Origin of the sequence: Actinobacillus seminis (genome assembly GCF_002263215.1) — a bacterium.
GTDB lineage: Bacteria > Pseudomonadota > Gammaproteobacteria > Enterobacterales > Pasteurellaceae > Actinobacillus_B > Actinobacillus_B seminis.
Genome location: NZ_NLFK01000001.1, coordinates 166,615 through 179,577 on the forward strand (window position 1 = coordinate 166,615; position 12,963 = coordinate 179,577).

Sequence of the window (12,963 nt, forward strand, 5' to 3'; positions counted from 1 at the left end):
TTTATTCATTCAATGGTTCAATATAGTCAATTAATAATTGTACTTTGCGATTACCACGAAACTCGTTGACGTCTAATTTATACGCCAATCTCGCTCGTTTAATGGAAAAATCCGGATAATAACGCCGATCTACATTAAACGCAATCGCATCCAGCAGAGGTCCGCCATGAACGGATTCCACTATCATTTTTAAATGTTTTTCCGCCAACAAATTTTGCTGCAACACGCGAAATTCCCCGTCAAACAACGGTTCAGGAAAGGCTTGTCCCCAAGGTCCCGCATTGCGTAGCAATTCCGCAGTTTCTAAATTCAGAGATTGTACATCCAATTCCCCATCTGTCCACAGCACACCTTGTAATTTATCTTGATCCAACATCTCGCGCACCGTTTGGCTGAACACTTGCTGAAATTGCTCAAATTGACTTTCCGCAATGCTTAACCCCGCCGCCATGGCATGACCGCCAAATTTCAGAATCAATTGCGGGTAACGGGAGTGAATACGCTCTAATACATCACGAATATGCAATCCTTCAATAGAACGCGCCGAACCTTTGAGAATACCTTGTTGATCTTGAGCAAAAGCAATGACCGGGCGATGAAATTGTTCTTTAATTCTGGATGCCAAAATTCCCAAAACGCCCTGATGCCAATCCGCTTGGTATAACGTAATCGCTATCGGCACGCTTTGTTGAAGTGCGGTCAATTTTCGACAAATTTCTAAGGCCTCCAGTTTCATGCCTTGCTCAATTTCTTTGCGGGTCTGATTTAATCCATCCAGCTCCAGCGCTAAAGCACGCGCACTTGGCATATCTTCCGCCAACAATAATTCAACACCGACAGACATATTATCCAAGCGCCCTGCGGCATTTAAACGCGGACCGATAGCAAAGCCTAAGTCCGCGGCGGTAAAACGCGACAATTCGCGATTTGCCACTTCCGCTAAAGCGCGAATACCACAGCGACAACGCTCGGCACGAATTCTTGTCAATCCTTGATAAGCTAAAATACGATTATTTTGATCCAATGGAACCACATCGGCGATAGTACCTAAAGCGACCAAATCCAACAAATCGGCAAAATTAGGTTGGGTTTGTTGAGTAAAAAAACCCAATTCCCGTAATTTGGCGCGTAACGCCAGCATTACGTAAAACGCCACGCCCACGCCGGATAATGATTTTGACGGAAAATCGCACTGTGATAAATTCGGGTTAACGATAGCATCCGCTGCCGGCAACGTTTCCGCGGGTAAATGGTGATCGGTAATCAGTACTTTGATCTGATGCTGTTTTAAAAAAATCTACGCCCTCAAATGAGGAAATGCCATTGTCTACCGTAATCAACAACTCAACACCTTTTTCCAGCGCCAATTTTGCCACCTCAACGCTTAGCCCATAGCCTTGCTCAAAACGGTTTGGCACCAAAAAATCCACATAAGGAAAGCCCAATTGCTGCAAGGCTTGCACCATCAAGGCAGTACTGGTCGCACCATCTGCATCAAAATCGCCGACCACCACGATTTTTCCACCATTTTGCCTAAATTTAACCAATAAATTCACCGCACTTTCCATGCCGCGCAATAAATTTGGCGCCAGCATTGCCGATAAAGTGCGGTCTAATTGTTGTGTGTTTTGAATTTTTCTTGCGCGATACAAACGATCCAGCAACGGATGTTCCGCGACCGGCTCGCTGCCTAATACAACTCTGCGCTGAATGGATTTGCTCATGGTAATAAGATTAGCCTACATTATTTGTGAATATTATTCTTCTATTATTCTTTTGCTATTCTTCTAAGGCGGCTAACAAGGCTTTCGGTTCTAAATACCCGCCAAATACCGCCCCTTTTTCGGTCACAATACTCGGCGTGCCGCGCACGTCAAATTGCAATCCCAATTCATAATGTTTTTTGACGATATTTGGCGTTTTTAACTGTAATTGCGCATTGCCTTTGTCATATTCATTAAACGCAAATGCCGAATCTTTCGCACCCCAAATCGCTTCCATTTGTTTGGCGGTATTGCTATTTAACCCTGTGCGAGGAAAGGCTAAGTAACGAATGGTAATACCCAAATCGTTATATTCTTTCATTTGTCGGTGTAATTTTTGGCAATACGGACAAGTAATGTCGGTAAAAATGGTCACAATGTGTTTCTCATTTTTTGCCGGATAAACAATCATCTCATTTTTATGACTATTTAATTTATCCATCAGCAACACATTTGAAATATCCACCGGTCCTTTGTCGGTTAGCTCAAATAATTTGCCTTGTAAAATATATTTTCCGTCTTGCGAGGCATAAAAAATCCCATTATCCGTGACGACCGTTTTTAAATTCGCAATCGGCGACGGTTTAACTTCTACTGAACTCGCCCCTAATTTTTTAAATTGCGCACTGATCGCCGCCTCATTCGCGAGAGCGGAAATTGACATCACCGCAAGTGAAAGTGCGGTCATTATTTTCTTCATGTTTTGTTCCTGTTTTTTGCTGACAAAATAATGGCGGAATTCTATCACAAGCGGACAAAACAAGCTAATATTCCCCCTCAATTTACGCAAAGAAAATCCGCTAATCTCGGCTTTTCACTACCAAATCCAATAAAACTCACGTATAATTCGAAGTTTAAAAAAACCACTTAATTTTTAGATGTATGATGTTTGAAATTAATCCAATAAAAAATAAAATCGCTGATATTGATGCTCGTACCAAGGTACTTCGGGGGTATCTTTGACATTGATGTCAAAGTTGAACGGTTAGAAGAAGTCAATGCCGAATTGGAACAGCCGGATATTTGGAATGAACCGGAAAAAGCGCAGGCACTCGGCAAAGAACGTTCCTTACTGGAAGTGATTGTCAATACCATTCGCCAATTGGAACAAGGCTTGGAAGATGTGGAAGGTTTGTTGGAACTTGCGCTGGACGCTGATGATGAAGAAACCTTTCACGAAGCCGTTGCCGAACTTGATGATCTTGAACAAAAACTCGCTAATCTAGAATTTCGTCGTATGTTTAGCGGTCCGCATGATGTCGCGGATTGTTATGTAGATCTACAGGCCGGATCCGGCGGAACCGAAGCGCAAGACTGGACGGAAATGCTGTTGCGGATGTATTTGCGCTGGGCTGAAAGCAAAGGCTTTAAAACCGAATTGGTGGAAGTTTCTGACGGAGATGTCGCCGGTATAAAATCCGCCACGATTCGTGTTTGTGGTGAATATGCTTTTGGTTGGCTACGTACCGAAACCGGTATTCATCGTTTAGTGCGCAAAAGCCCGTTTGATTCCAATAATCGACGTCATACCTCATTTAGCGCCGCCTTCGTTTATCCGGAAATTGATGAGGATATTGATATTGAAATCAATCCGGCAGATTTACGCATTGATGTTTATCGCGCCTCCGGCGCCGGCGGTCAGCACGTTAATAAAACCGAAAGTGCGGTCAGAATTACGCATATTCCAAGCGGTATTGTCGTGCAATGCCAAAATGGGCGTTCGCAACACCAAAATAAAGATCAAGCCATGAAACAATTAAAAGCGAAATTGTATGAAATGGAGATGATGAAGAAAAACGCGGAAAAACAAGCGTTGGAAGAATCCAAATCCGATATCGGTTGGGGCAGTCAAATTCGCTCTTATGTGCTGGATGATTCCAGAATTAAAGACTTACGCACCGGCGTTGAAAATCGTAATACGCAGGCGGTATTAGACGGCGACTTGGATCGTTTTATCGAAGCGAGTTTAAAAGCCGGATTATAATCAACCCGATTTAATATAAATTTACAGTAAATTAAGGTAACGAAAATGTCAGAACAACAAACTCCAGAACTTGATTTTCACGGTGAAATGGCGGTACGTCGCGAAAAATTAGCGATATTGCGTGAAAAAGGAAATCCTTTTCCGAATAACTTCCGTCGCGATTCACTTGCGCAAGATTTACATCAGCAATATGATGCCTTGGACGGTGAAGACCTTAAAGCGAAGAATATTGAAGTCAAAGTGGCCGGTCGTATTATGACCCGTCGTGCGATGGGGAAAGCGACGTTTATCACCTTACAAGATATGAGCGGTCGTATTCAACTTTATGTAGCGCGCGATAATTTGCCGGAGGGTGTGTATGCTGAAGATGTCGGCAACTGGGATCTTGGCGATATTGTTGGCGTAAAAGGCACCTTATTTAAAACCAAAACCAACGAATTGACCGTGAAAGCGTATGACGTTCACTTGTTGACCAAAGCCTTGCGTCCGTTACCGGATAAATTCCACGGACTAAGTGACCAAGAAACCCGTTATCGTCAACGTTATTTAGATTTAATTGCTAATGAAGAATCTCGTCGTACTTTTATAATCCGCTCTAAAGTCATTACCGGTATTCGCGAATATTTTATTTCTAAAGGCTTTATGGAAGTGGAAACGCCAATGTTGCAAGTAATTCCGGGTGGTGCCGCAGCGCGTCCGTTTGTCACACATCACAATGCGTTGGATATTGATATGTATCTGCGTATTGCACCGGAATTATTCTTAAAACGCTTAGTAGTTGGCGGATTTGAGCGTGTATTTGAGCTTAACCGCAACTTCCGTAACGAAGGGGTTTCCGTGCGCCATAATCCGGAATTCACTATGCTGGAATATTATCAAGCCTATGCGGATTACCACGATTTAATGGATAACACCGAAGAATTATTGCGCAAATTAGCGTTAGATATTTTAGGCACAACCATTGTCCCTTATGGCGAATATGAATTTGATTTCGGTAAACCGTTTGAACGCATTACTATGCATGATGCGATGTTGAAATATGGTGCGGATAAAGGCATTGTAAAAGCGGATTTATATGATATTGATCGTGCTAAAGCCTTAGCGGAAAAACTGGGTATTGAAGTTCAAAAATCATGGGGATTAGGCGCCCTTGTTAATGCGATTTTTGAAGAAGTGGCAGAGCATCACTTAATTCAACCGACCTTCTTGATGGCACATCCCGCGGAAATTTCACCTCTTGCCCGTCGTAATGATGAGAATCCTGACGTTACCGATCGTTTTGAATTGTTTATCGGTGGACGGGAAATCGGTAACGGTTTCTCTGAATTAAATGACGCCGAAGATCAAGCAGATCGTTTTGATGCACAAGTTGCGGCAAAAGAAGCCGGTGATGATGAAGCTATGTTCAAAGATGACGATTTTGTCACCGCTCTTGAACACGGTTTACCACCAACTGCCGGTGAAGGATTGGGTATTGACCGTTTGGCAATGTTATTTGCGAATGCGGCATCTATTCGTGATGTGATTTTATTCCCTGCAATGAAACAAAAAGCGTAATAACAGATTGGCACCTTTATCAGTGCCAATTTTTATATCGCGTGCGGTTAAAATCAACACCGGCATATCTTCATCATTTTACGCCATGTTTGCAAAAATCCAATCCGTCCTTTTTGGCAAGTTTAGATCATCGTCAATCATGGAATTATCTTCAATTAATAAAATTTGCTTTTTTTCACCGCACTTTTACTTTATTTTCACAAGATTGCCAATAAAACACCGTTAATTTAATGTTAATCCCATTTCCCAAAAAGCAATTTCCATTCGCGTGGCCGTGGTAAAAATTCGCTCCAGATTTGCCAGTTGTTGTTCAGTTAGGTCAACACAAAGCGTCTCAAACATCGTCGCAAACTCTTGCGCCGCTTGTTGAAACTTATCACCGGCATAGATATCAATCCAAGCTTGATAAGGATTACTTTCGACCGCTTCTCGACTCGACAAACGTCGCCCGATTTCCGCATAACCTAACATGCAAGGTGCCAATGCCGCATAAAGTTCCGATAAACCGCCTTTTATACCGCAATCCAACACATAACGAGTATAAGCAACACAAGCCGGTGATTCAGGCAAACCGGTTAATTCTTCAACGGAAATCCCCCATTGGCGACAAAAATCAATATGTAATTCAATTTCGCTTAACAATGCCGTATTGGCACGGTGCGCCGCGCGAATTTGGTTAAAATTATCGGCTTTAAAAATACCTAATGACAACGCCCGACTGTATTGGAACAAATACAAATAATCCTGTTTCAGATAATGCTGAAAACAGGATTTAGCCAATGTACCTTGTGCCAATTGTATCACGAAAGGATGCTCAATATATGTTTCCCATTGCAAGTTAGCTTGTTGAATCAAACGGTTAATTACGCTCATATTTACTCCTGTTTCTAATTAAATATTCAACATTTAGCACTAACAGAGTAAGCCCTTAATCAAAACCGGTTTCCTCCGTCAGTGCTAACTGCATCAGGTTTACGGGCATCATCTCAGCCTGCTTCAAACAAGCACCCCGACTAATTCTATTGATTAAGTTTAACTGAAAATCAGGAAGTTGCAATGAAAAAATTAGCGCATCTTTTCTACACGATGAATTTCCACTTCAGTCTTATTCCAAGATTTATTCACTTCACCATATAATTTCATTCATCATTTGGCGAAACATCTTGTCCGCCCCAAGCACCACATTCGATCTCAACCGCCATTTCACCGCCGGCATCTTTGATGCGATAATCATCTTTTCCCGCTTTTTCGACAATTTTACCTTGTAAAACCAATATATTGATCATCTTTCCAAGTATTTTCCCTGTGCAATAGTCGTCACCGGTTGATTGGCGTTGATAAACCTTCCGGAGCGCATCATTTCATGACGGGATCTATCAGAATTCCCATTTTGAAACCCTCCGGCAGCAGTTGCAGTAATACTAACTGTTGATAATACTAAAATTGTTGCTAAACTAATTTTCTTCATCATAAATCTCCTTACTAAAGTTGAGGTTTATCCAAAGTGAGCCTTATTCGCTTTGATGAGGATATTTAAACAAATAAAGATTAAGAAAATCTTAAGAAACAAAAAAAGGAAAAATTATGCGCTGTGACAATATGTCGGCTTTTATCGTCATGGATATCGTGCGTGAAGCGGCAAAATACCCGAATGCTATCCACTTTGAAATCGGCCAGCCCGATCTTGTACCCTCGCCCAAAGTGACGCAAGCCCTGCTGCAAGCCATTGAAGCACAACAATTCAGCTATACCGAAAGTTTAGGACTGGCGACGTTGCGCGATAAAATCTGCCAATATTATGACCGCACTTATGGTGTAAAAATTACGCCAAACCGTGTGTTATTAACTCCAGGAACCAGTGGCGCGTTTTTGGTGGCATATGCGCTCACCTTAAATAAAGGCGATAAACTCGGCTTAACGGATCCCGCGTATCCTTGCTACAAGAACTTCGCTTATATGATGGATATTGAACCCGAATTTATGCCGGTGGATAAACAAGATTATTATCAATTATCACCGCAACAATTACAGGGACGCGAAATTCAAGCGCTACAAATTTCCTCGCCGGCAAATCCAACCGGCAATATTTACCGTGCCGAACGTTTGAAAGCCTTAAATGACTATTGCATGGCGCATCAAATTGCCTTTATTTCTGACGAACTTTATCATGGCTTGGTGTATGACGAACAAGCTGCCTGCGCTTTGCAATTTAACCCGAATGCCTATGTTATCAACGGATTTTCCAAATATTTTTGTATGCCCGAGATGCGCTTAGGTTGGATTATCGTGCCGGAGAATAAGGTTCGAGAAGCAGAAATTATTGCACAAAATATCTTCATTTCTGCCCCAACTTTGAGCCAATATGCCGCGCTGGAAGCTTTTGACCAAGCCTATTTAGACGAGGTAAAAGAAAAATTCCGCCAACGCCGCGATTTTTTATATCGCCGGTTAAGCGATATTTTTACCATTGAATTTAAACCGCAAGGTGCCTTTTATTTATGGGCGGACGTATCAAAGTATACCGACAATTGCTATGAATTTGCACAAGAAATGCTACGCGAAATTCAAGTCGCAGCCACACCGGGTATTGATTTTGGGCGTAACAGAACGCAGCATTATCTCCGTTTCGCTTATACTCGCGATATTGAACATTTACGCGAAGGCGTTGAGCGCATCAAAGGTTGGCTTGCTACAAGGAAATCTTAAGTGATTACCTGAAAAAACAAAAAAAGACCGCACTTTTCTTCCCTAGACTGCTTGATATAGCTGAAAGTGTGGTCATTTTTTATTTGTTTTTTTAATATGATATATACCACCAAGGCAATATCACTATTCACAAAATATCGCTCAAACTCGCTACAAATTTAAAACTTAAATGTTACGTTTTATGGCAAAAATATTTCATTACCAAATGTACGCTGATAAATCCGCCGCACAACAACAATAAAACAATTTTTTCCGGAATGCGCATTGTTGTTTTATTGCTTTTTGTTTGTTGAAATACATCAAAAAAATAAGCGACGATATTCATCTCCGCTATGATGTGACAAATTTACATAGATTAAGCCATTAACATAAAAGAAACTAATTGTCGGTGGCTCTTTGAGGTAAAATCAATGACGGTTTTTGCATCATTTCCACTTCTAAATAACCGGAATCACCTGTTAATACAGACGAATTAATCACGCCTTTTTGACAAGTTGAAATCGGCATATCAAATCCCATCACATTGATAATAAATGTCGCCAGTTGTTGATGAAAAAGCCTTTTACACATTTTCAAAGAATCTATTTTATCGAGAACTTGCTTATTTGAAGAATAAATAAATGCGGGTACTAAATATTGAGACTCTTCCATTGTCCCTTGGTTATATACGGTATTGGTGACATATTGTCCATGATCGGAAGTGTAAATTAATATATAGTCACCCTGACTGTGCTTTTCTAAATGATGATAAACTTTTTCAATAAATTGATCGGTATTGTAAATTGTACTATCATAATTATCCAGAATGGTATTGCCTTTAAATTTTTTTCATCGTCAGATAAATATTCTCCATAAACGCTGTGAGAACCGCGTTGATGAAGCACAATAAAATGATTGCCTTTCGTTAAATCAATTTTTTCAAATAAAGGAATTAATTGATGGTCATGCATTCCTTGATAAGGATCATAGCCAAGCTGAGTAGGCATTATTTGATGAGATATCCATGTTTTTCCCATAATACTCATAATCGCCATTTCTCGTTCAGGTTGAGATGAGTAAAAATAGGTATCAAATCCTTGCATTTCAGCTAATCGAAATAAATTAGTGTTACCTTTCATTATTTGTTCCAAGCCATTAGGGCGAGGAACGGCATTAAAAAATGCAGGTAGTGAATTAGCAGTCATTAATCCGGCGCTGTAACTTTCTTTGAGTAGAGTGTGAGGCTTTTCTTGCGATAGTGAAGTGATAAATGGCATTGTCTCACGCTCATACCCAAACGCATTAACATGTGTTGCCGTTAAGCTTTCTCCCATAATGAGGACAATATTTTTAACAGAGGGCTTATCTACCACTTGAGGTGCTCTTAAATGGTATTTCTCAACATCGCTTAAATCGAATAGTTGGTAAGGGAGAGCCTTTCCAAATAAATGAGATATTGTAAAAAAGTTATGTTTTATTCTTGAATACGCCGGATTGGATGTTAAACCAAATTCCTGATGAGAATAAAAAGAGCGAATAAACATATAAATAAAAATCAGATAAAAAACAAGTCACCATATGGCTTGTTAACGCTTGTTTTTTTACGAAATAAGCCAATAGTCCAAAATATGCCTGTTTCAAATAAGGCGTATAAAAAAACAGGTATAACGATATTTAACATGCTTGTTCCTGCATGTAAAACCTCGGTAATTTCTTTAAAAAACAAAATGTAATTTGTACTATTGATAAAGTTCTGATAAACCTGCCAATGAACAGCGTTAAAAATTTGACTAACAGCAAAGAATCCGAAAATAACAAATCGGGTTATTTTCCATTTGGCATAGTAAAAAAGTAAAACAAAGGCAAAAAAGAAGGCATAGGTCTCTAAGTATTTACCTAGGTTAGGTAAATCAAACAGAAAACGGTAAGCAATTTCGCTTAACAAGAAGAAAAGCGGGTAACCCAACAAAACAAATAATGTTTTTTTATTTATGGTTAATTTCATCTTTTTTACCTAATATTTTGAATACCTGAAAGAGTTCGTTTCTTTAATACAAGTTCATCATATTTGATGATTTATCTATAATGCGTTGGAAACATTCATAATCCAGATTGGTCGACATTATAGAATTCTCGGAACAGAAGTCTTTATTATAAGATGGTTGTATTTTACGATACATTATTCGCATAACGTGGTCATTGTGTTCTATATTAGATAGAGATTACAATGCCACATTAAATTCGTAGTGCAATAAAATAAACGCAAAATTAAGCATATACCGGAAGACGTTTACAAATGTCTAACACTTTTGCTTTTGTCTCGGCAATCACTTGCTCATGGTTTTCTTTACCAATGCTGTCTAATACATCACACATCCAACCAGCTAACATTTTCACATCCTCTTCGTTAAACCCTCGACGTGTTACTGCCGGCGTACCTACACGAATACCGGAAGTCACAAATGGTTTTTGCGGATCATTCGGCACTGAATTTTTATTTACCGTAATGTTTGCACGACCTAATGCAGCATCTGCCGCTTTACCGGTTAATCCGTGACTAATCAAATCTACTAAGAATAGATGGTTTTCGGTACCGTTTGATACCACGTTATACCCACGTTGTTTAAACACTTCCACCATCGCTTTGGCATTTTTCAATACGTTAATTTGGTATTCTTTGAAAGCCGGCTCTAAGGCTTCTTTGAAACATACTGCTTTCGCTGCGATAACGTGAACTAATGGACCACCTTGGTTCGCCGGAAACACGGATGATTGCAATTTTTTGTAGATGTCTTCATCGCCACAGGCAGACAAAATTAAACCGCCGCGTGGACCGCCTAAGGTCTTGTGTGTCGTGGTTGTGACAACGTGAGCGTATGGTAATGGGCTAGGATAAATACCTGCTGCGATCAAGCCTGCTACATGAGCCATATCTACGAATAAATATGCTCCTACTGTATCAGCGATTTCACGCATTTTCGCCCAATCCACCACTTGAGAATACGCGGAAAAACCCGCTACGATAATTTTGGGTTGGCATTCTTTCGCTTTTGCTAATACATCGTTGTAGTCAATTAAGCCATCTGCAGTGATACCGTAAAGTACTGAGTTATAAATTTTACCCGAGAAACTTACTTTCGCACCATGCGTTAAATGCCCGCCGTGTGCCAAATCCATACCTAAAATCGTATCACCTGCATTGATCAACGCACCATAAACAGCTGCGTTGGCTTGTGAACCGGAGTGCGGTTGCACGTTAGCGTAATCACAGTTAAATAATTCTTTTGCACGATCAATCGCCAATTGTTCAACGATATCCGCATACTCACACCCACTGTAATACCGTTTGCGCGGATAACCCTCTGCGTATTTATTGGTAAACTGAGAACCTTGCGCTTCCATAACACGCGGGCTAGTGTAATTCTCAGATGCAATCAACTCAATATGTTCCTCTTGACGACGATTTTCATCTTGGATGGCTTGCCACAATACCGGATCGTAATCTGCAATATTCATACTTCTTTTTAACATTGTTTTGTCCTCATAAGTGATAGAAATGATGAGATACAGTTTACCCTGTTCTACAATAATTTTAATTAAAATTTGATTGCTAAATTTTCATTTTTAGATGAATAAATTTCATAAAAAATAACCGCACTTTACTTTTTCTGCTCTCTCGCCACTGCACGATAACCAATGTCACGACGATAAAAACGCCCTTGCCATTGAATTTTTTCCGCCAATTTTAACGCTTTTTGCTGCGCTTCAAAAACCGAATTCCCCAATGCTGTAGCACAAAGTACACGCCCGCCGCCAGTCACTAGTTTGCCCGCTTGCTCGGCAACACCGGCTAGGAACACTTTTTCATCCTGACGCGCTTGGCTCGGCAAGCCATCAATTTCATCGCCTTTGCGATAATCATTCGGATACCCCTCGGCAGCAAGCACAATACCCAACGCGACTTGTTCGTGCCATTCTGATTTCACTTCATTCAATTTTCCGGCACAGGCTTGCAAACAAAGTTCAACCAAATCCGATTTCATACGCATCATGATCGGCTGCGTTTCCGGATCACCAAAACGGCAGTTAAACTCAATCACTTTCGGCTGCCCTTGTTTATCAATCATCAACCCGGCGTACAAAAAGCCTTTATACACATTGTTTTCCGCTGCCATACCGCGAACAGTCGGATAAATAATCTGTTCCATCACTCGCTGATGAATTTCAGGCGTCACCACCGGCGCCGGAGAATAAGCGCCCATGCCTCCGGTATTCAAGCCCTTATCTTGCTCGCCGACACGTTTATGATCTTGGCTGGTTGCCATTGGTTCAACGTGTTCACCATCCACCATCACGATAAAACTGGCTTCTTCACCATCTAAAAATTCCTCAATGACTACTCGGCTACCCGCCTCACCAAATGCATTGCCCGATAGCATATCGTTAATCGCCGCTTCGGCTTCCTGCAATGTCATTGCCACAATTACGCCTTTCCCCGCTGCCAAACCGTCCGCTTTGATCACAATCGGCGCGCCCTTTTCACGCACGTAAGCCAACGCCGGTGCAATCTCAGTAAAATTACGGTATTCCGCCGTCGGAATATGGTGACGGGCTAAAAAATCTTTAGTAAAGGCTTTTGAACCTTCCAACTGCGCCGCCGATTGACGTGGACCAAAAATAGTCAACCCCGCTTGCTCAAAAGCATCTACCACGCCGACGACCAGCGGTGCTTCCGGTCCAACGATCGTCAAACCGATTTGCTTTTCTTGCGCAAATTTCACCAGCGCCGGTACATCAGTTGCCGAAATCGCCACATTTTCCACCGCACTTTCACGCGCGGTTCCCGCATTACCCGGCGCAACAAACACGCGGTCGGCTAAAGGAGATTGCGCTACTTTCCAAGCTAACGCGTGTTCACGACCGCCATTACCGATGATTAAGATATTCATGTTGTATTCCTTGTTATTCTTTCTG

Annotated in this window: 13 protein-coding genes, 2 pseudogenes and 1 riboswitch; of the genes and pseudogenes, 3 read left to right on the forward strand and 12 right to left on the reverse strand. The window is 41.2% G+C overall.

Going from position 1 to position 12,963, the window contains the following annotated elements:
• Position 1: 1 nt before the first annotated feature.
• Positions 2–1,724, reverse strand: a pseudogene (recJ, locus tag CFY87_RS00930) (single-stranded-DNA-specific exonuclease RecJ).
• Positions 1,725–1,779: 55 nt separating this feature from the next.
• Complete coding sequence (gene dsbC / locus CFY87_RS00935; protein ID WP_094945437.1) at positions 1,780–2,463, reverse strand: bifunctional protein-disulfide isomerase/oxidoreductase DsbC; 684 nt, start codon at positions 2,461–2,463, stop codon at positions 1,780–1,782.
• A 185-nt stretch (positions 2,464–2,648) separates the two neighbouring features.
• On the opposite strand from dsbC, the gene prfB reads away from it, so the two are divergent.
• Positions 2,649–3,747 (forward strand): peptide chain release factor 2 gene (prfB, locus tag CFY87_RS00940; RefSeq protein ID WP_115609975.1). Its coding sequence is split into 2 segments (ribosomal slippage): positions 2,649–2,723 and positions 2,725–3,747, totalling 1,098 coding nucleotides; the frame shifts between segments, so codons are not numbered across the junction.
• 45 nt (positions 3,748–3,792) lie between these two features.
• Complete coding sequence (lysS, locus tag CFY87_RS00945) at positions 3,793–5,304, forward strand: lysine--tRNA ligase (protein WP_094945438.1); 1,512 nt, start codon at positions 3,793–3,795, stop codon at positions 5,302–5,304.
• A 222-nt stretch (positions 5,305–5,526) separates the two neighbouring features.
• On the opposite strand, the gene tenA is transcribed toward lysS, so the two are convergent.
• From tenA to CFY87_RS12030, 3 genes are all read right to left on the reverse strand, one after another.
• Positions 5,527–6,177 carry a thiaminase II gene (gene tenA / locus CFY87_RS00950; RefSeq protein WP_094945439.1) on the reverse strand — a complete coding sequence of 217 codons (651 nt, stop codon included), beginning with the start codon at positions 6,175–6,177 and terminating at the stop codon, positions 5,527–5,529.
• Positions 6,178–6,230: 53 nt separating this feature from the next.
• A riboswitch (TPP riboswitch) is annotated at positions 6,231–6,326 on the reverse strand.
• Between the two features lie 117 nt (positions 6,327–6,443).
• Positions 6,444–6,590, reverse strand: a complete 147-nt coding sequence (locus tag CFY87_RS12025) for a NirD/YgiW/YdeI family stress tolerance protein (protein WP_236757311.1) — start codon at positions 6,588–6,590, stop codon at positions 6,444–6,446.
• On the reverse strand, positions 6,587–6,775 hold the full coding sequence (locus CFY87_RS12030; RefSeq protein WP_236757312.1) for a hypothetical protein: 189 nt from the start codon (positions 6,773–6,775) through the stop codon (positions 6,587–6,589). Before CFY87_RS12030 ends, CFY87_RS12025 begins: the two co-directional genes overlap by 4 nt.
• 113 nt (positions 6,776–6,888) lie before the next feature.
• Between CFY87_RS12030 and CFY87_RS00960 the strand changes: the two genes are divergently transcribed.
• Positions 6,889–8,010 carry a pyridoxal phosphate-dependent aminotransferase gene (locus CFY87_RS00960; protein WP_094945440.1) on the forward strand — a complete coding sequence of 374 codons (1,122 nt, stop codon included), beginning with the start codon at positions 6,889–6,891 and terminating at the stop codon, positions 8,008–8,010.
• Between the two features lie 172 nt (positions 8,011–8,182).
• Here CFY87_RS00960 and CFY87_RS11425 read toward each other — a convergent pair whose 3' ends face one another.
• From CFY87_RS11425 to purD, 7 genes and pseudogenes are all read right to left on the reverse strand, one after another.
• The gene (locus tag CFY87_RS11425; RefSeq protein ID WP_115609974.1) at positions 8,183–8,335 is read right to left on the reverse strand and encodes a DUF1294 domain-containing protein; all 153 of its coding nucleotides are present in this window, start codon (positions 8,333–8,335) and stop codon (positions 8,183–8,185) included.
• Positions 8,336–8,388: 53 nt separating this feature from the next.
• Positions 8,389–8,580, reverse strand: a complete 192-nt coding sequence (locus CFY87_RS12035; protein WP_236757325.1) for a hypothetical protein — start codon at positions 8,578–8,580, stop codon at positions 8,389–8,391.
• An 84-nt stretch (positions 8,581–8,664) separates the two neighbouring features.
• A pseudogene (locus CFY87_RS12395) lies at positions 8,665–8,817 on the reverse strand (sulfatase-like hydrolase/transferase); the annotation flags it as partial.
• A complete protein-coding gene (locus tag CFY87_RS12040; RefSeq protein ID WP_272896430.1) occupies positions 8,748–9,533 on the reverse strand; it encodes a sulfatase-like hydrolase/transferase in 786 nt (261 codons plus the stop codon). The gene CFY87_RS12040 and the pseudogene CFY87_RS12395, both read right to left, overlap by 70 nt.
• Before the next feature lie 11 nt (positions 9,534–9,544).
• Positions 9,545–9,994 carry a hypothetical protein gene (locus CFY87_RS12045; RefSeq protein ID WP_236757313.1) on the reverse strand — a complete coding sequence of 150 codons (450 nt, stop codon included), beginning with the start codon at positions 9,992–9,994 and terminating at the stop codon, positions 9,545–9,547.
• A gap of 263 nt (positions 9,995–10,257) precedes the next feature.
• Entirely contained in the window at positions 10,258–11,520 is a 1,263-nt protein-coding gene (glyA, locus tag CFY87_RS00970) for a serine hydroxymethyltransferase (RefSeq protein ID WP_094945441.1), read from the reverse strand.
• Positions 11,521–11,648: 128 nt separating this feature from the next.
• Complete coding sequence (gene purD, locus CFY87_RS00975) at positions 11,649–12,938, reverse strand: phosphoribosylamine--glycine ligase (RefSeq protein WP_094945442.1); 1,290 nt, start codon at positions 12,936–12,938, stop codon at positions 11,649–11,651.
• Between the last annotated feature and the right edge of the window lie 25 nt (positions 12,939–12,963).

Bases quoted from the DNA above. Each gene is read 5' to 3' on its own strand.
- dsbC (WP_094945437.1), bottom strand. From the start codon at position 2,463: ATGAAGAAAATAATGACCGCACTTTCACTTGCGGTGATGTCAATTTCC.
- lysS (WP_094945438.1), top strand. From the start codon at position 3,793: ATGTCAGAACAACAAACTCCAGAACTTGATTTTCACGGTGAAATGGCG.
- tenA (WP_094945439.1), bottom strand. From the start codon at position 6,177: ATGAGCGTAATTAACCGTTTGATTCAACAAGCTAACTTGCAATGGGAA.
- CFY87_RS12025 (WP_236757311.1), bottom strand. From the start codon at position 6,590: ATGATCAATATATTGGTTTTACAAGGTAAAATTGTCGAAAAAGCGGGA.
- CFY87_RS12030 (WP_236757312.1), bottom strand. From the start codon at position 6,775: ATGATGAAGAAAATTAGTTTAGCAACAATTTTAGTATTATCAACAGTT.
- CFY87_RS00960 (WP_094945440.1), top strand. From the start codon at position 6,889: ATGCGCTGTGACAATATGTCGGCTTTTATCGTCATGGATATCGTGCGT.
- CFY87_RS11425 (WP_115609974.1), bottom strand. From the start codon at position 8,335: ATGAATATCGTCGCTTATTTTTTTGATGTATTTCAACAAACAAAAAGC.
- CFY87_RS12035 (WP_236757325.1), bottom strand. From the start codon at position 8,580: ATGTGTAAAAGGCTTTTTCATCAACAACTGGCGACATTTATTATCAAT.
- CFY87_RS12040 (WP_272896430.1), bottom strand. From the start codon at position 9,533: ATGTTTATTCGCTCTTTTTATTCTCATCAGGAATTTGGTTTAACATCC.
- CFY87_RS12045 (WP_236757313.1), bottom strand. From the start codon at position 9,994: ATGAAATTAACCATAAATAAAAAAACATTATTTGTTTTGTTGGGTTAC.
- glyA (WP_094945441.1), bottom strand. From the start codon at position 11,520: ATGTTAAAAAGAAGTATGAATATTGCAGATTACGATCCGGTATTGTGG.
- purD (WP_094945442.1), bottom strand. From the start codon at position 12,938: ATGAATATCTTAATCATCGGTAATGGCGGTCGTGAACACGCGTTAGCT.